Annotated in this window: 14 protein-coding genes; 2 read left to right on the top strand and 12 right to left on the bottom strand. The window is 56.0% G+C overall.

Features of this window, described 5'->3' with window-relative positions; translation table 11 throughout:
- Positions 1-121: 121 nt before the first annotated feature.
- From uvrC to B2T33_RS18640, 4 genes are all read right to left on the bottom strand, one after another.
- A complete protein-coding gene (gene uvrC / locus B2T33_RS18655; protein ID WP_143588672.1) occupies positions 122-2059 on the bottom strand; it encodes an excinuclease ABC subunit UvrC in 1938 nt (645 codons plus the stop codon).
- A 477-nt stretch (positions 2060-2536) separates the two neighbouring features.
- Positions 2537-2977: a dihydroneopterin aldolase gene (gene folB, locus B2T33_RS18650; protein ID WP_008888328.1), complete on the bottom strand. Its 441-nt coding sequence runs from the start codon at positions 2975-2977 to the stop codon at positions 2537-2539.
- Between the two features lie 100 nt (positions 2978-3077).
- Positions 3078-3848: an SDR family oxidoreductase gene (locus tag B2T33_RS18645; RefSeq protein WP_286792860.1), complete on the bottom strand. Its 771-nt coding sequence runs from the start codon at positions 3846-3848 to the stop codon at positions 3078-3080.
- A gap of 66 nt (positions 3849-3914) precedes the next feature.
- Positions 3915-4877: a calcium/sodium antiporter gene (locus B2T33_RS18640; protein WP_286792859.1), complete on the bottom strand. Its 963-nt coding sequence runs from the start codon at positions 4875-4877 to the stop codon at positions 3915-3917.
- Positions 4878-5143: 266 nt separating this feature from the next.
- Here B2T33_RS18640 and B2T33_RS18635 point away from each other — a divergent pair, with 266 nt between their 5' ends.
- The gene (locus B2T33_RS18635) at positions 5144-6892 is read left to right on the top strand and encodes a cation:proton antiporter (protein ID WP_286792858.1); all 1749 of its coding nucleotides are present in this window, start codon (positions 5144-5146) and stop codon (positions 6890-6892) included.
- An 80-nt stretch (positions 6893-6972) separates the two neighbouring features.
- On the opposite strand, the gene phoB is transcribed toward B2T33_RS18635, so the two are convergent.
- From phoB to B2T33_RS18605, 6 genes are all read right to left on the bottom strand, one after another.
- Positions 6973-7671, bottom strand: a complete 699-nt coding sequence (gene phoB, locus B2T33_RS18630; protein WP_008888332.1) for a phosphate regulon transcriptional regulator PhoB — start codon at positions 7669-7671, stop codon at positions 6973-6975.
- A 17-nt stretch (positions 7672-7688) separates the two neighbouring features.
- Positions 7689-8411 (bottom strand): phosphate signaling complex protein PhoU, encoded by a 723-nt coding sequence (phoU, locus tag B2T33_RS18625; RefSeq protein WP_008888333.1) that lies wholly within the window; start codon positions 8409-8411, stop codon positions 7689-7691.
- 22 nt (positions 8412-8433) lie between these two features.
- Positions 8434-9237, bottom strand: a complete 804-nt coding sequence (gene pstB / locus B2T33_RS18620; protein WP_286792857.1) for a phosphate ABC transporter ATP-binding protein PstB — start codon at positions 9235-9237, stop codon at positions 8434-8436.
- Between the two features lies 1 nt (position 9238).
- A complete protein-coding gene (pstA, locus tag B2T33_RS18615) occupies positions 9239-10588 on the bottom strand; it encodes a phosphate ABC transporter permease PstA (protein WP_286792856.1) in 1350 nt (449 codons plus the stop codon).
- Entirely contained in the window at positions 10581-11960 is a 1380-nt protein-coding gene (gene pstC / locus B2T33_RS18610) for a phosphate ABC transporter permease subunit PstC (protein ID WP_286792855.1), read from the bottom strand. The genes pstA and pstC overlap by 8 nt, the downstream gene beginning before the upstream one ends.
- A 135-nt stretch (positions 11961-12095) precedes the next feature.
- A complete protein-coding gene (locus B2T33_RS18605; RefSeq protein ID WP_197146067.1) occupies positions 12096-13130 on the bottom strand; it encodes a PstS family phosphate ABC transporter substrate-binding protein in 1035 nt (344 codons plus the stop codon).
- A 671-nt stretch (positions 13131-13801) separates the two neighbouring features.
- On the opposite strand from B2T33_RS18605, the gene B2T33_RS18600 reads away from it, so the two are divergent.
- Positions 13802-14101, top strand: a complete 300-nt coding sequence (locus tag B2T33_RS18600; protein WP_008888338.1) for a hypothetical protein — start codon at positions 13802-13804, stop codon at positions 14099-14101.
- A gap of 93 nt (positions 14102-14194) precedes the next feature.
- Here the strand turns inward: B2T33_RS18600 and glcF are convergent, their stop codons facing one another.
- Together glcF and glcE are read right to left on the bottom strand one after the other, a co-directional pair.
- Positions 14195-15520 carry a glycolate oxidase subunit GlcF gene (glcF, locus tag B2T33_RS18595; protein WP_286792854.1) on the bottom strand — a complete coding sequence of 442 codons (1326 nt, stop codon included), beginning with the start codon at positions 15518-15520 and terminating at the stop codon, positions 14195-14197.
- On the bottom strand, positions 15520-16797 hold the full coding sequence (gene glcE, locus B2T33_RS18590) for a glycolate oxidase subunit GlcE (protein WP_286792853.1): 1278 nt from the start codon (positions 16795-16797) through the stop codon (positions 15520-15522). Before glcE ends, glcF begins: the two co-directional genes overlap by 1 nt.
- Between the last annotated feature and the right edge of the window lie 33 nt (positions 16798-16830).

The raw sequence follows: 16830 nt of genomic DNA, 5'->3' as shown, positions 1-16830 counted from the left end.
TCGCATGTATGGCAAGCCGATTATTTATGGACGTTTCGCGCGAGAATGCCCCGCCGGGCAGCAGGGCGTACCGGGTATCGCGCCACGGGCGGCAAAAAGCAAGATGCCATTCGATGCTTTTTTAGTCGTTGCTGTGGAAATGATCGTAAATCTTGCGCGCCAAGGCGGCGCTGATGCCATCGACGGCTTCGAGATCCGATAGCCCGGCGTCGGCCACCCCACGGGCGGAGCCAAAATGGTGGAGCAATGCCTTTTTACGCGCACCGCCGACACCGGGGACTGAGTCGAGCACGCTTTTGCCCATCTGTTTGCCGCGTTTGGCGCGGTGCGTGCCAATCGCCCAGCGGTGGGCCTCGTCGCGCAGACGCTGAATGAAATAGAGCACCGGGTCTTTCATATCGAGGCGTACCGGGGCCTTGCCGGGGATGTGCAGGACTTCCTTGCCGGCATTACGATCGACACCCTTGGCGACACCGACCAGCATGACGTCCTCGATCCCGAGGTCTTCGAGAACTTCACGTGCCACGCCAAGCTGACCCAAGCCACCATCAATCAGGCAGAGGTCCGGCCAAGTGCCGTTTTCGCGGTCCGGGTCTTCTTTTTGGGCCCGGGCGAACCGGCGCGTTAAGACTTCGCGCATCATGGCAAAGTCATCGCCGGGGGCGATATCGCCCTTGATGTTGAATTTGCGATAGGCGTTTTTCATGAAGCCTTCGGGCCCGGCGACAATCATGCCGCCGACCATGTTGGTCCCCTGGGTGTGGGAGTTATCGTAAACCTCGATCCGTTCCGGCGTGCTTTCGAGATCAAGCTTGTCAGCAAGGTCTTCGAGCAATTTGCGCTGTGTCGCACTTTCGGCCAGACGGCGTCCCAAGGCATCCTTGGCGTTGGTCAGGGCATGTTCGACCAGTTTGCGTTTGCCGCCGCGCTTGGGCACGAGCAATTCGATCTTGCGGTCGTTATTGATGCCAAGCGCGTTTTCGACCAGTTCCTGGCCTTCGATTTCGTGTGACAGAAATATCTGTTTGGGGGCCGGTTTATCGGCATAGAACTGCCCGACAAAGGCCGAGAGGATTTCCGGGATTTCGGCCGATTGTTCATGGCGCGGGAAATAGGACCGGTTGCCATAGTTCGAGCCCGAGCGGAAGAAGAACACCTGCACACAGCTTTGTCCGCCTTCCTGATGGAGGGCGATGACATCGGCCTCCTCGACGCCTTCGAGGTTGATGTCCTGATGCGAGCGGATCTGGCTGAGCGCGCGGATGCGGTCGCGATACATCGCGGCCTGTTCGAATTCCATCTTTTCAGACGCGTCCATCATGTCAGCTTCGAGTTGCTTGAGGATTTTCTGGCTGCGCCCGGTCAGGAAGTCGCGGCAGATATCAACAAGCTCGTCATATTCCGGTTTGGAAATGCGATCGACACAGGGGGCGGCACAGCGTTTGATTTGATAGAGCAAACAGGGGCGCGAGCGGTTGGAAAACACCCCGTCGGTGCAAGAGCGCAGCAAAAAGGCCCGTTGCAAATGGTTGATGGTGTTATTGACCGCCCAGGCCGAGGCAAACGGGCCAAAGCAACTGCCATCCTTGGCGCGTGCGCCACGATGTTTGACGATGCGCGGATAGTCGTGATCCTCGGTGATCAGGATATAGGGGAAGCTTTTGTCATCGCGCAGCAGGATGTTGTAGCGCGGTTTGAGCTTTTTGATCAGGTTGGATTCAAGAAGGAGCGCCTCGGCCTCGGTATGGGTGGTGATGATTTCCATCCGCACCGTCTGGGCCACCATGCGGGCAATGCGGATCGGCAATTGCATGATGCGGGTATAGGCGACCACGCGTTTCTTGAGGTTCTTGGCCTTGCCGACGTAAAGCACGCGTTCCTTGTCATCGATCATGCGATAGACACCCGCCGAGCCCGGCATGGTTTTCAGCGCATTTTTGATCGCCTCCACCCCGCGTGCTGCCCCGCCGTCGATTTTATCACCATCAAGCGACAAACCGATTTCCCGTTTCGGGGCATCATCCCCGGTCGGGTTTTCGGGGGAAACAGGTGGCTTCATCAAGGCACTCCGAGATCACAAGTCTTTGTTGAGGTTAAAGCGCAGAGCAACAGAGTCTAAAATACATTCAAAGTTGTGACAGCCGTCACTGGCAAACGCGAATTGAAACATAGCTGAAAAGATTAACATCGCAACCGCGCCGAGGGGAATCGCCATGCCAAAAAAGATGTCCACCAAGACTGTGGATAACTATGTGGGTAATCGGGGGGTGACTTCCTGCACCCCTTGAGAGTCTTAACGTTCTATGAAGTGCACAATTATTGAGCAAAACAGTTAAGTTATTGATTTTAAACAATAAAAATACTGTCAACGTGAAATCATTCGGTAATAGAGTCGTAAAAAATGAATATTTTCCTTTGAATCATATTCGCCAGATGCTTGTGAATAAGCGCCACAGCGATTCGCGCCAGAGGAATCACAGAGTCCCTTGGATTGGCCGTCTGGAAAAGTAAATTTTTTCGGGAAATCGCGTATCGATCAGCGCGCGATATTGTGGCGTTCGATTTCCACACCAACCGCAGCTGCGTCTTCAAAAACGTCGAGCTTTTCAACCCTGACGATCACCTTGCGGACCCGCGGATCGGCAAGACACATGTCGGCGAGTTTTTCCCCAAGGGTTTCCACAAGGTTGGTGTGACCATCCTGGCAGATGCGACGCGTGCCGACGACCAGATCCTCGTAGCTTAGCACGGTGGTGATATCATCATTCTGGACACCGTCGCCTTCGAGCACGGCAAGGTCGAGATTGATGCGCACGCGTTGCGGGGCTTCTTTTTCGTGTTCGTAAACACCGATGGAGGTGTGAATGATCATGTCACGCACAAAGACACGGCGCAGGTTGCCTGCACGATCTGCATGGGGCACATCGGCAAATGGCAATGTCGTAATTTTGGCATCCTGTTTAAGGCCTGCGGTCATATTCCGGTCTTCCTTGTGCTGCTTTGTTGCGGGTGCCTTAAAAATCACCACGCAATTCCGGCCCGATGTCTGGCAGCGATTTAACGATCACTGCCGGGCATCATTCGTTGGGCGCATCTTCTTCGCCACTGGGCGCCCAATCGAGGTGCTGCCCGCCGTCAAGCGCTAACATTTGCCCGGTGATGGCCGGCGCGGCAAGGAAAAATCGAACCGCGTCGCAAATCTCTTGCGGGTTTGTCCCTATTTTCAGGGGTGTTTTTTCGCACTGCGCGTCGAAATCTTCCTGTGTTTGTCGGCTACTAGGCAGTGCCGGCCCCGGCCCGATGGCATTGACGCGAATTTTTGGTGCAAGGGCCAGTGCCAGCGTCTGGGTCAGGGTCCAAAGCCCGGCTTTGGACAGGGTATAGGTCATGAAATGCGGGGTCAGGTTCCAGACACGCTGATCAATCAGGTTGAGGATCATACCCTGACAGTTATCTGGCAGATGCTTTGCAAATTGCTGCGAGAGGATAAACGGCGCGCGCAAATTGGTTTCCATATGCAAATCCCAGCTTTCGCGGGTTGCGGTTTGCACATCATCAAATTCAAAGGTCGAGGCGTTATTGATCAGAACCCCGATCGAGCCAAGTTGCCTGGTTGCGTCGGCGACCAATTGATGGGTTGCATCTTCGTTGGTCAGATCGGCCGAAACAACGCAGGCCTTTCGGCCAAGGTCGCGGACCTCGTCGGCGACAGCTTCGGCGTCTTGTTTGGAGCTGTTGCAATGAAGGGCGATGTCATAGCCGTTGCGCGCCAGATCCAGGGTCAATGCACGACCGATGCGTTTTGCCGCACCGGTGATCAGAACGGATTTCGGGAATTGACCTGTCATTGTTGCCTCGATCCTTCGCAAAGTGTGCGGACCGTCATGAGACGGCGCGCGAACTGATTGAACTGTCTATGCTACGACAAGTTGGAAGACATAGACCAGATAGGCAATCACGAATGCAATGCCGGTGATGCGCGAAATCTTACGCATGGCATAGGCAACACCGAGCAAGCCCACGGTTACCGCCAGCATGATCCAGATGTCGGAATTCATGATCTGTTCAGGCACCGGGATCGGTGCGATCAGCGACACACCACCAATGATCACAAGCAGGTTCAGAAGGTTCGAGCCAAACACATTGCCCAGTGCCACATCGGAATGCCCGCGGAAGGCGGCAACCACCGATGCGGCAAGTTCCGGCAGTGACGTGCCAAAGGCAACAAGGGTCAGGCCAATGACGGCTTCGGATACGCCAAACTGACGGGCGACCGAGACCCCGCCTTCAACCAGCCATTCCGCACCAAACATCAGCGCCACAATCCCGACGACAGTCGCGATGATCGGCCTGGTCCAGCCTTTGGGCTTTTCGCCGACTTCGTCGACTTCTTCTTCATGCAGGTGGCTGGCTTCGCTTGGTGAATTTTTGTCGTGCTGATAGGTGAAGTACCAGATGGCCGCCAACACACAAAGCATCACCGCCCCGGCCCAGCGTTCGATCACGCCAAACATGCAAAAGGCAATAAACAGGACCGTGCCCAGCAACATGGTGCCGCCATCACGCACCACGGTGACCCGCGAGGCCGCCACGGGTTTGAGCAAGGCAACGGCACCCAAAATAAGCAGGATATTGGCAATGTTGGAGCCAACAACGTTGCCCATCGCGATATCGGCCGTGCCCTTAAGCGATGCATTGAGCGAGACGACAAATTCCGGTGCTGACGTTCCGGCGGCGACAATCGTCAGACCGACGATCACCTTGGAAACGCCCAGCAAAAGTGCAAGACCAACCGCCCCCCTTACGATGAATTCACCACCTGCTGTCAGCAATACAAGGCCCGCGATGATCTGAAGATAGGGGATAAGCTGTTCCAAAATATCTGCTCGTTTCAAAAGCGATTAAACTGGCCCGGTGTCAGGCCCGCGGAAGATGGCATTTGGCAGCGCGAATGGCAAGTCATCAGGCGGTGACAATCGCCACAGCCCTTAATAGCCCGATTGGGTCGTGAATTTCGCAAATGCCACAAATTTACCCACGACTGGCAGGGTTATTTTCGTTATCGTTGTAATCTCGTTATTTTCAGGCATTTAGGTCCTGATACCCATTGATTATTTGACCGCCTTCCGGAACGAATTTCGCCATGCATCACAGCGTCCTGTTTGAGCTGTTTCTTATTCTGACTGCCGCAATCATTGCGGTGCCGATTGCGCACAAGCTGCGTGCGAATTCGATCATCGGCTTTCTGATTGGCGGGTTCTTTATCGGGCCGTTCGGCTTTGGCCTGATTTCCGAACGCGAAGACATTTCCACCGTTGCCGAACTGGGCGTGGTTTTCCTGCTGTTCATGATCGGGCTGGAGCTTTCGCGGGATCGTTTGCGGGTGATTGGCGGGCGGTTTGCCGGTCTGGGCGTTTTGCAAATTCTGGTGTCGATGGCAGCCCTTCTGGGGCTTCTGGTTGTCATGGAATTCCCGCTGCCGACGGCCCTGGTGATTGCAGGGGCCCTTGCGCTTTCATCGACCGCGATCATCCTCAAACAGCTTTCCGATGACAAGCAGCTTAATACCCGGTTTGGCCGTGCGGCCCTTGCCATTTTGTTATTGCAGGACGTGGCGGTTGGTCCGTTCCTGATCATGGTGCAGGCGGCAGGTGATGCCGGCACGGAAACCAGCCCGTGGATGAGCATCCTGCTTGGTTTCGGGTCGGTCGCGTTGCTGTTACTCGTCGGGCGGTATGTGTTGCCGCGTCTGTTTCGCTATATCGCGTCGCTCAAGAACCCGGAACTGTTTGCCATCGGCACGCTTTTTGTTGTGCTAGCCGCAAGCACATTGACCGAGGTTTCCGGGCTTTCAATGGCGCTGGGTGCGTTTATCGCCGGGGTGATGTTGGCCGAAACCGAATTCCGTCATCAGATCGAAGCCGATATCTCGCCGTTCCGCGGCGTGTTCCTGTCGCTGTTCTTTATGTCGGTGGGCATGTCGGTTGATGCCGACGTTGTTTATAACGAATTTGGCACCATCGTCATGTGGCTGGTGCTGTTGCTGGTGATCAAGACGGCGGTTTTGTTCGTTCTGGCACGCGCGATCCGGTTTGAAACCGGCCTTGCCATCCGGGTAGCCATGAGCTTGGCCGCCGGCGGTGAATTTGCCTTTGTGATGTTTGCCCTGGCCGCGCAAAATGGCGCGGTGCCGCTTGAAATGGCCGCCATGCTGATCCCGGTGGTGGCGATTTCGATGGCGCTGACCCCGACGCTTATCAGCCTTGGTCACAAGATCGAGGAAAAGCTTCATCCCAAGGAAGAAGACCAGCTTGGCAAGATTGCCGAGGAGTCCGAGGGCATCCACCAGCATGTTCTGGTGATCGGAAGCGGCCGTGTTGGCCGGGTTCTGGCCCGGTTGCTCAAGACGCGCAACATTCCGTTCCTGGTGCTTGATAGTGATGCACAGCAGGTTTCACGCGGCCGGGCAGAAGGCCTTCCGGTTTACTTTGCCGACGGGTCCAGACCGGAAACTTTCCGGGCGGCACACACGGATGAGGCAAAAATTGCGGTTGTTGCCATGGGGAACCCGCATGCGACCGAGAAGACGGTCGCCCTTTTGCGCCAGCATTACCCGCATCTGAAGATCTTTGCCCGCGCGCAGGACATCACCCATATCGGGCCGCTGTCGCGCCATGGGGCGGATGCCGCCATCCCGGAAGTTCTCGAAACCGGGTTGCGGTTATCCGATCACGTTTTGGCGGCGTGCGACGTGCCGCAGGAAGATATTGATGCCGAAATCGCCAAATTCCGCCGTGCGGACATGCTGTTGATGAACGAACTGGCGCCGCGCCCGCAGCGCAAACCGTCAGGTTCGGAGAATGCGGACAAACCGGCGAAGAAAAAAAACTGAAGACGTTACGGCCTTAGAACAAAAACCCCCGCGGCACGCTGCAGCGGGGGTTTTTCATTAGATCGCGTATCGAAACCGGCTTAGGCAGCGGTTTCAGAGTCCAGTGCATAGCCCGCCGCACGGACGGTGCGGATGATATCGCGCGTGCCCTTGACGTCATTGAGCGCCTTGCGCAGGCGGCGGATATGCACGTCGACTGTGCGGGTTTCGACATAGATATTCGGGCCCCAAACCGCGTTAAGCAACTGTTCGCGCGAGAAAACCCGCCCCGGATGTTCGAGGAAATAGCGCAGCAGACGGAACTCGGTCGGGCCAAGATGGATCGATTTTCCATTGCGGCTGACCCGGTGGGCGGCGAGATCCATTTCGATGTCGGAATAGATCAACTGCCCTTGTGGTTGCGCCGGACCGGACCGGCGCAAAAGCGCGCGGATACGGGCGAGCAGCTCGCCAATGGCAAACGGCTTGGTGACATAGTCATCAGCCCCGGTATCAAGACCGCGGATGCGGTCGCCTTCTTCGCCACGTGCTGTCACCATGATCACCGGCAAATCGCGGCTTTCAGGCTTGCGGCGGATCTGACGGCAGACCTCGATCCCCGACATCACCGGCAGCATCCAGTCGAGCAAAACCAGATCGACATGGGTTTCAGCCAGAATTTTCAACGCTTCGTCACCGTCACCGGCTTCGACAACCTGCATCCCCTCGCGTTCGAGGTTGTAGCGCAACATGGTTACGATTGCTGCCTCGTCCTCGACGATAAGAACCGTTGGGTCCATCTTCCTATGCTCCCGTGTCAGTCATTCGGTTCGACAACAGCGAAGTTCGCTGCGTCGTTTTTTGGCCGGTCAATCCCCGGCAGGTCTTCGCCCTTGATCCGGTAATAGATCGTTTCGGCGATATTGGTTGCGTGATCACCGATACGTTCGATGTTCTTGGCAATGAACAACAGATGGGTCGATGCGGTAATGTTGCGCGGATCTTCCATCATGTAGGTCAGCAATTCGCGGAACAGCGAATTGTACATATCGTCGACTTCCTGATCGCGTTCCCAGACCCGGTGGGCCTTTTCGGCGTCGCTTTCGATATAGGCATCCAGGACATCCTTGATGATTTCCTGGGCCAGCTTGGCCATGTTCGGGATCGCCTGAACCGGACGGATCGGCGGGATCTGGTTCAGCACCTGCGCGCGTTTGGCGATGTTTTTGGCAAGGTCGCCAATGCGTTCAAGGTCGTTTGACAGCTTAAGGGCCGTCACCACCTGACGCAGGTCATCTGCCATCGGCTGACGCAGGGCCAGAAGACGGACGGCAAAGTCCTGGACTTCCTGTTCGAGCACATCAATGCGCTGATCGGACAGGATGACTTTCTCGGCCAGTTCGGAATCGCGTTTGACGATGGATCTGATCGAGGAAATAAGCTGGCTTTCAGCAAGCCCGCCCATTTGCGAAATGATGTTGTTCAGACGGGTCAGTTCCTCGTCGAACGAACTTACGATATGGGTATGTTCATCAGCCATTTATGCGTACTCCTGGCGTCGCTTAACCGAAGCGGCCGGTAATGTAACCCTTGGTGCGTTCGTCCTTCGGGTTGGTAAAGATCTGATCGGTTTCACCGACTTCAACCAGCTTTCCAAGGTGGAAGAACGCGGTGCGCTGCGACACACGGGCGGCCTGCTGCATGGAGTGGGTCACGATCACGATCGTGTAGTTCGAACGCAACTCGTCTATCAGTTCCTCGACCTTGGCGGTCGCAATCGGATCAAGGGCCGAGCACGGCTCATCCATCAGGATGACTTCCGGGCTGACGGCAACCGCACGCGCAATGCAAAGGCGCTGCTGCTGACCACCGGAAAGACCGGTTGCCGGCGATTGCAGGCGATCTTTGACTTCCTTGAGAAGGCCTGCACGTTCAAGCGAGGTCATGACGATTTCATCAAGTTCGTCACGCGAATTGACCAGACCATGAATACGCGGGCCATAGGCCACGTTGTCATAGATCGATTTCGGGAACGGGTTCGGTTTCTGGAACACCATGCCGATGCGCGCGCGCAGCTGAACCACGTCGATCCGCTTGTCATAGATGTCGCGACCATCCAGGGTAACGTCACCTTTGATCGTCACACCGTCAATGGTGTCATTCATCCGGTTCAGGCAGCGCAGGAAGGTGGATTTACCACAGCCCGACGGACCAATCAGTGCGGTTACCTGCTGTTCGGGGATATCAAGGTTGACCTCATAGAGGGCCTGATTGTCGCTATAGAAAAGATCGAGCTTGCGCGCGGTCATTTTCGGTTTTTCGACCGACGGCTCCGCCGTCATTGCGCTCTGGGATACAGCAGCCATTTTACCACTTCCGTTCAAATTTTTTGCGCAGATACACAGCCAGTCCATTCATCAGGACAAGGAAGGCCAGCAACACCATAATCGCTGCCGAGGTTTTCTCGACAAAGGCACGTTCCGGGCTGTCTGCCCACAGATAGATCTGGACCGGCAGAACCGTTGCCGGGTCAAGCGCCCCGCCCGGGATATCAACAATAAAGGCCACCATCCCGATCATCAGAAGCGGTGCAGTTTCACCAAGCGCCTGTGCCATGCCAATGATCGTGCCGGTCAGAATGCCCGGCATGGCAAGCGGCAACACATGGTGGGTGACGGTCTGAACCGGTGATGCGCCAAGCCCAAGGGCGGCCTGACGGATCGATGGCGGCACCGCCTTGATCGCCGCACGCGATGCGATGATGATCGTCGGCAAAGTCATCAGCGCCAGCGTCAAACCACCGACAACCGGGGCCGAGCGCGGCAAATGCATGACATTGAGATAGACCTCAAGCCCCAGCAGACCAAACACGATGGATGGAACCGCGGCCAGGTTATTGATATTAACCTCGACAATCTGGGTGAAGCGGTTCTTGGGCGCGAATTCTTCGAGATAGATCGCCGCCAGAACACCAATCGGGAAGGACAATGCCAAAGTCACAAGCAGGGTATAGAACGAGCCAACAGCCGCGCCCCAGATACCGGCAAGTTCCGGTTCGCGGGAATCGCCACTGGTAAAGAAGCGGGTGTGGAACTGTTTTTCCACCGCACCGTCAGCAACCAGTTCGTTATACCAAGCGACTTCCTTGTCATTGAGGCGACGGTCGCCTTCATCAACGGTGGGATCGATATAGCCCTTGTTGAGCATGTCGAAATCATCACCGGAAATCAGCCACATGGTGCGCGTTTGGCCAATCAGGCTCGGATTTTCGAGAACCCGTTCGCGCAGATCATAAGATGCGCCGCCTGAAACGATGCCATAGAGATCACGTTTGTCACTGCGCGAGGTCACATCCGGGAACCGATCACGCAAAGCCTGTTTGATCAAACCATCAAAGTTCGCGCGCCCGATCACGTCGGGATCGCCGGTCCGTTCCGGATCGATCACAGCCGGATCAAAGGTCACTTCGAGCTGGACATAGGTCTGGTAAAAGGCGCTGTAGCCTTTAGAGCCGATCGAGAGTGCCAGCGTGCAAAGCGCCAGTAGCGCCAAACAGATCGCAACCAGACCATAGCTTTTAAAGCGGCGTTCGGCCGCGTAACGTTTCTTGATGTTACGGGTGATTTTTGGGCTGTCCCAGTCAACCGGCTTGCGCAGATTGTCAGAGATCACTTTGGCCGCAGCTCTGTCTTCCATAAGAGATGCCATATCAGTCATATTTCTCGCGATACTTCTGAACAACCTTAAGGGCAAATACGTTCAGCCCCAAGGTGACAAGGAAAAGAACCAGCCCCAACGCGAAGGCCGAGAGGGTTTTTGCACTGTCGAACTCCTGGTCGCCGACCAGAAGCGTCACGATCTGCACGGTAACAGTCGTCACAGCCTGAAGCGGGTTCACCGTCATGTTCGCGGCAAGACCAGCGGCCATCACAACAATCATGGTTTCACCAATCGCCCGCGAAACGGCCAACAGAACCGCCCCGACAATACCGGGCAAGGCGGCCGGGAAAATCACCTGCCGGATGGTTTCCGATTTGGTCGCCCCCAATGCATAGGACCCGTCACGCAGCGATTTCGGCACCTGCGACATCACGTCATCAGACAGCGAGGACACAAACGGAATGATCATGATGCCCATGACAAGACCGGCGGCCAGCGCACTTTCCGAACTGACATCGAGGCCGAGGATCGCGCCATTGTCGCGCAAGAACGGTGCCACGGTGAGCGCGGCAAAGAAGCCATAGACAACCGTTGGCACGCCCGCCAGAATTTCAAGTGCGGGTTTGGCAACAGCGCGAAATTTAGGCGCGGCATATTCGCCCATATAAATGGCCGAAAACAGGCCGACCGGCACCGCGACACACATGGCAATCAGCGTAATCAGCAAGGTACCGACAAACAGCGGAATCATGCCAAACGCCCCCTCGGACGCCACCTGATCGGCACGGATCGCGGTTTGCGGGCTCCATTCCAGACCAAACAGGAAGTCGAGCGGGTTGATCTTGCTAAAGAAATGCAGGGTTTCGAACATCAGTGAAAACACGATGCCGACCGTTGAAAGGATCGCAATCGCCGAACAGACAATCATGATCGCGCGCGAGATGCGTTCAACATTGTTGCGCGCGCGCATATCCGCTTCAATCCGTCGATAGGACAGGACAAGACCGGCAAGCGCAACCGACAGCATGACAACCACCAGCGCCGCATTGGCGATGGTTTGCAAATTGGCAAGTCTGCGCCCGGCATCAACAATTTCCGGCGACACGGTGAGATGTTCACCGCCACCGGCGGCGATCTGGGAAATGCTGTTGAGCGCCAGCGACAGACGACCGGAGTCACCAATTACTTCCTGCGGCAGGTCCGACACGATCAGGGCTTCAATCACCGAGCCCTGGAACATGTACCAGATCAAAAGCAAAAACAGCGCGGGAAGCCCGCACCATGCTGCTGTGTAGGCCCCGTAGTGAACCGGCAAGGAATGAAGATTGCTGTGCCGGCCACCAGAAAGGGCAACAGCCCGCTGGCGTCCGAAATAAAAGGACAGCGCGCAAAGTGCGGCAACCGCGAGCAACAGGAAAGACAGGGACATTATTTGAGATCCGTTCGCCAGATGAGCCTGCAAAGATCAGTTCGTGAGGCCAATAGGACAGAAACAATAAACAAATCAAGTCAGGATATAAAGAAACCGGTGGCAGCATTTGCTGCCACCGGTTGAAAGATCGCGTTACATGCTCAGCGGCGACAGGTTCATCGCAGCGTTACGAACAGCTTCACGCTCAGCAGCATCCATCGGGATCAGGCCACGGTCAGCAAGGTAACCTTCATCACCCCAAGCTTTGTCAGCGGTGAATTCAGCAAGATATTCCTTGATGCCCGGAATGGTGCCAACGTGCGCGTTCTTCACGTAGAAGAAGAGCGAACGGGAAACCGGATAGTCACCAGCAGAGATTGCTTCGAAGGTCGGAGCAACGCCACCGATCAGCGAGCCCTGGAGCTTGTCGCCGTTCTGGTCAAGGAAGGAGAAGCCGAAGATGCCAAGTGCATCATGGTTGGCTTCGAGTTTCTGAACGATCAGGTTGTCGTTCTCGCCAGCTTCGACATAGGCACCGTCTTCACGAACGCCAGCGCAGACAGCTTTGTGCTGGTCTTTGTTGGTGTCTTTAAGAGCGGCGATTGCCGGGAACTCATCGCAAGCTTCTTCGAGTACCAGCTCGGTGAAGGCATCACGGGTACCGGAGGTCGGCGGCGGGCCGAGAACTTCGATTTTAACGTCCGGAAGGCTCGGATCGATTTCAGCCCAGGTGCTGTACGGGTTGTCGATCAGCGACTGGCCGTCTTTGGACGGAACGGTTTTTGCCAGAGCAAGGAAGATCTGCTCTTTGGTCAGGTCGAGCTGCGGCGCAGCGTTGGAGTTCGACAGAACGATACCGTCGTAACCAACTTTAACTTCGGTAACTTCCGAAATGCCGTTCTTCGCGCAAGTTTCAACTTCGGACTTCTTGATGCGACGCGAAGCGTTGGTGATGTCCGGATGCTGTTCGCCAACACCGGCGCAGAACAGCTTCAGACCACCGCCAGAACCGGTAGATTCGATAACCGGCGTTTTGAAGGAGGTGGTTTTACCGAATTCTTCTGCAACTGCGGTTGCGAACGGGAAGACGGTGGACGAACCAACGATACGAATCTGGTCGCGTGCTTCGGCAGCGCCAGCAAAGGCAACGCTCATAAGCGCCGCAACAGCAAGAGTCTTCTTCATCATAAATTCCCCAATGGTAGTTCCACTTCGGAACGGTGCAACGATCTGCGAGGCGGACTCTACCGCTGGGTGCTTACGGTATTGTGTCGCTTTTGTTAACGTTATGTGACAACGTATCAGAGCAGTAAAAACAGCCACTTATTGCCAACAAAATCAACAAGTTAGCATTTTGCGACAACCATCCGAAAACGGTGGTTTTTCACTTCAACATGGCAAAATCGCGCTTGATTGCGAAAGGCTGTAACAAAAACTGTCACATTTCGTCCAAAGGTGGCCTTAGGCGCTGGGGAATGGTGTGAATTGACGATAATTGCCACCAAACCCTTTACATGACCCCATTTACACGCAACTGTTGTGCATGGGGTCCAAACTCATTCACATGACCGCCCCGGCAATTGATATGAGAGAAAAAGCAAGGAAAAGCCCGCAGAGCGGAGTATTCTCCGGTCAAGGGGTTTGACGCAGAGGCTTTCTCTCATATCAATTGTCCTTTGGATCCCCCGGATTTGCACGGGCTATTTTGTCGCAAAACCTTGAAAGATATAGATCTTCCTGTGGTTTTGCTCCGCATATCCGCACAAATCCGGGGGACCGGGACGATTATGTGAATGAGTTTGGACCCCAAGGGACAAAAAATGCTGCGCGTAAGTACGCGGCCATAACAGGAGCACTTGATGAGCAACGCTGCACTCGACGAAATTCAGGAACTGATTCAGAAGCTGTCTGGCGAACTTGGAGATATGTCAGAGGCTGCGTCGCGCCATATTGATGATCTGCATGTTGCGGTCAATAACGTCGCATCGCACGTTCTGGCGATCGAGGCAGTTCTGTCACTGGTGGCCCAGAAGGTCGAGGTAGACGAGGCCGAAGCTATCAAGTGGATTCGTGACAAGACAGCGGCCTATGCCGAAGACAGCAGCGAAAGCTCTGCCGCAGAAGGCATTACAAAAAGCCTGCTTGGCAAGGAAGAGTAAGGCGCCCAGTCGCACGGACTTACGAAATCAAAAGGACGGCAGAGGTTATTCCCTGCCGTCCTTTTTGTTTTTCGGTTTTGAAGCAATCTTTGCCTAGCCCGCAAGTTCGGTCGGCTTTATCCGGTCGCGCAGTTTTTCCGGCACCGGTCCTCCCGCCGCCCAATCAAGGAGCTGCACCGTGTGCAGAACTTTAAGATCGTCGGTTTCGATCTGGACCATGCAGCCGATATTCCCCGTTGCCACCAGATCAGGCTGGGTTGCACTGATATTGCCGCGTTTGCGTTCCTGAAGCTGACCGGCGATTTCGGGCTGCAACAGGTTATAGACCCCGGCAGAACCACAGCACAGATGGCCTTCGGCGATTTCAGCCACTTCATACCCGGCCTGTTTGAGAAGATCACGGGGTGGCCGGGTGATCTTTTGACCGTGCTGCATCGAGCAGGCCGAATGATAGGCAACACGGGGATTCCCGTGATTGGCGCCAGCAAAGACGGCGGCATCGATATCAAGGCCAGCCAGATACTCGGTAATGTCCTTGGCAAGAGCCGAGACTGTGGCCGCCTTATCGGCATAGGCCGGATCATGGCGGAGCATATGGCCGTAATCCTTGATCGTGGTGCCACAGCCCGATGCGGTGATTACAATGGCATCAAGGCCTTCACCCGCAGCCTCGGCCGTCCAGGCATCAATATTGGCCTTGGCCTGCGCATGGGATTGTTCTTCCTTGCCCATGTGATGGACAAGCGATCCGCAACAGCCAGCACCCTTGGCAACAACCACCTCGATCCCGAGACGGGTGAGTAGACGAACCGTCGATTCGTTGATTTCGGTTTCAAGCACCTGCTGGGCACAGCCGATCAGGATGGCAACCCGGCCTTTGCGTTCGCCAACCGCCGGGATCACCTGGGGTTTATCGACCCAGCTTGGCGGATGCATGGGGCGTGCGCCCATCTTGACCATGCCCTTAAGCCGACCGGGCATCAGACGCGCGAAGGGGGCGGCGAATTTTGCCCCGATCAAGGACAGCCGGAACAGGGTCGGATTGGGCACAACAATCGACAGCAACTTGCGCAGCAACCGATCACCCAGCGGGCGTTCATAGTTTTGTTCGATATGGGCGCGCGCATTGTCGATCAGGTGCATATAATCAACACCAGAGGGACATGTGGTTGTACAGGAAAGACATGACAGGCAACGATCAAGGTGTTTGACCACCTTTTCGGTTGCCGGTTTGTCATTTTCCAGCATGTCCTTGATCAGGTAAATGCGGCCACGCGGGCTGTCGAGTTCATCCCCAAGGGTGACGAATGTCGGGCAAGTCGCGGTACAGAAACCGCAATGCACGCACTTGCGCAGGATCTGTTCGCTTTCGGCAATCGCCGGGTTTTCAAGTTGGGCAGCGGTGAAGTTGGTTTGCATTACGCGCCCTCCCCGTTCAGTGACACTGGCGCAATCCGCCCCGGATTGAGAATCCCCTTCGGATCGAGGTTTTCCTTGATCCGGGCATTGATCCGGGCAAGTGCCGGGTCTTCGGGGTGGAAGACCGAAGTGGCTTGAAGGATTTCATCGGATGCGCGCACCAGATTGGCCTGCCCGCCCACGTTCGCGACGATATCGCGGATCGTGCCCGCCATTGCATCAGGTGCATCAGGCGCATTCGCCGCGTCAGATGCGGCAATCTGCAACCAGATCAGGCCACCGGCCCAATCCATCATCGCCCGACCACCGGTTTTTTCGATCAGTTGGGCGCAGATATCACCACCACTTGCCGGGGGTACCGATACCCGCCACAAAACGCTGCCAGTGTTTTCCGATGCGACGAACGGCGCGACATTGGCGACAACCTTCCAGATGCTGTGGCTGTGGCTTTCGGGGACTTCGTGGCATTCGCCAAACCCGGCAAGCGCCCGGCACAGGGCATCGGCCCGCCATGCGACAGACGGCTTGGGACCTTCGACCCGCACGGCCACAAGGCCGCTGCCATATTCACCGGCCAGGGGCACATCAAGGTGCGGCGCGTCTTCGGGGGCGATCCAGGCAGCGGCGGAGACTTCGTTTTCACTGCCCATGGCAATGGTCATCGCCTTGCCCGCCGCACGCGGGTCACTGCAAGCGACAATCACGGTGGCGGATGTCTCGTCATTTGGCATGACCTTAAGCGTTACGGTATGCATCACGCCCAGCGTGCCAAAGGAGCCCGCCATCAATTTTGACAGATCAAAGCCGGTGACGTTTTTCATCACCCGGCCACCGGATTTAAAATCCTCTGCCCGGCCAGAAACAGCTTCGAACCCCAGAAGGTGATCACGTGCAGCCCCCACCTTGATCCGGCGCGGTCCGGCAAGGTTGCAGGCCACCAGCCCGCCGATGGTTCCGGCATCCGGACCACTTGATCCATCCAGAAGGGCCGGAAAATTGCCCGGCTCGAAATGGAATTGCTGATTTTTCTCGGCCAGTGCCGCCTTGATATCGGCAAGCGGCGTTCCGGCACGCGCAGAGATCACCAGTTCTTCGGGCTGATAAAACAGGATCCCCGACAGTTTGGAGCAATCCAGCACTGCGTTGGTTCGAACCGAATGGCCAAAGGCGCGCTTGCTGCCCGATCCGATGATCTCAAGCGGGGTTTCTGATCCAAGCGCCCAACCAACCGCATCACGCAGCTGGTCCGGCGTGGTGGGGGAAAGTACGTCCACCATAACTCTCTCTTTTCCTCTCCTGAGCCGGGCCAA

Source organism: Thalassospira sp. UBA4513, from assembly GCF_002388495.1.
Taxonomy (GTDB): Bacteria; Pseudomonadota; Alphaproteobacteria; order Rhodospirillales; family Thalassospiraceae; genus Thalassospira; species Thalassospira tepidiphila.
This window is presented reverse-complemented; position numbering and strand designations above follow the sequence as displayed.

What these genes read in the sequence shown, in the direction of transcription:
- B2T33_RS18635 (WP_286792858.1), top strand. Translation starts at nt 5,144, where the DNA reads ATGCATCACAGCGTCCTGTTTGAGCTGTTTCTTATTCTGACTGCCGCA.
- B2T33_RS18600 (WP_008888338.1), top strand. Translation starts at nt 13,802, where the DNA reads ATGAGCAACGCTGCACTCGACGAAATTCAGGAACTGATTCAGAAGCTG.
- pstC (WP_286792855.1), bottom strand. Translation starts at nt 11,960, where the DNA reads ATGTCCCTGTCTTTCCTGTTGCTCGCGGTTGCCGCACTTTGCGCGCTG.
- uvrC (WP_143588672.1), bottom strand. Translation starts at nt 2,059, where the DNA reads ATGAAGCCACCTGTTTCCCCCGAAAACCCGACCGGGGATGATGCCCCG.
- glcF (WP_286792854.1), bottom strand. Translation starts at nt 15,520, where the DNA reads ATGCAAACCAACTTCACCGCTGCCCAACTTGAAAACCCGGCGATTGCC.
- B2T33_RS18605 (WP_197146067.1), bottom strand. Translation starts at nt 13,130, where the DNA reads ATGATGAAGAAGACTCTTGCTGTTGCGGCGCTTATGAGCGTTGCCTTT.
- phoB (WP_008888332.1), bottom strand. Translation starts at nt 7,671, where the DNA reads ATGGACCCAACGGTTCTTATCGTCGAGGACGAGGCAGCAATCGTAACC.
- B2T33_RS18645 (WP_286792860.1), bottom strand. Translation starts at nt 3,848, where the DNA reads ATGACAGGTCAATTCCCGAAATCCGTTCTGATCACCGGTGCGGCAAAA.
- phoU (WP_008888333.1), bottom strand. Translation starts at nt 8,411, where the DNA reads ATGGCTGATGAACATACCCATATCGTAAGTTCGTTCGACGAGGAACTG.
- pstB (WP_286792857.1), bottom strand. Translation starts at nt 9,237, where the DNA reads ATGGCTGCTGTATCCCAGAGCGCAATGACGGCGGAGCCGTCGGTCGAA.
- glcE (WP_286792853.1), bottom strand. Translation starts at nt 16,797, where the DNA reads ATGGTGGACGTACTTTCCCCCACCACGCCGGACCAGCTGCGTGATGCG.
- pstA (WP_286792856.1), bottom strand. Translation starts at nt 10,588, where the DNA reads ATGACTGATATGGCATCTCTTATGGAAGACAGAGCTGCGGCCAAAGTG.
- folB (WP_008888328.1), bottom strand. Translation starts at nt 2,977, where the DNA reads ATGACCGCAGGCCTTAAACAGGATGCCAAAATTACGACATTGCCATTT.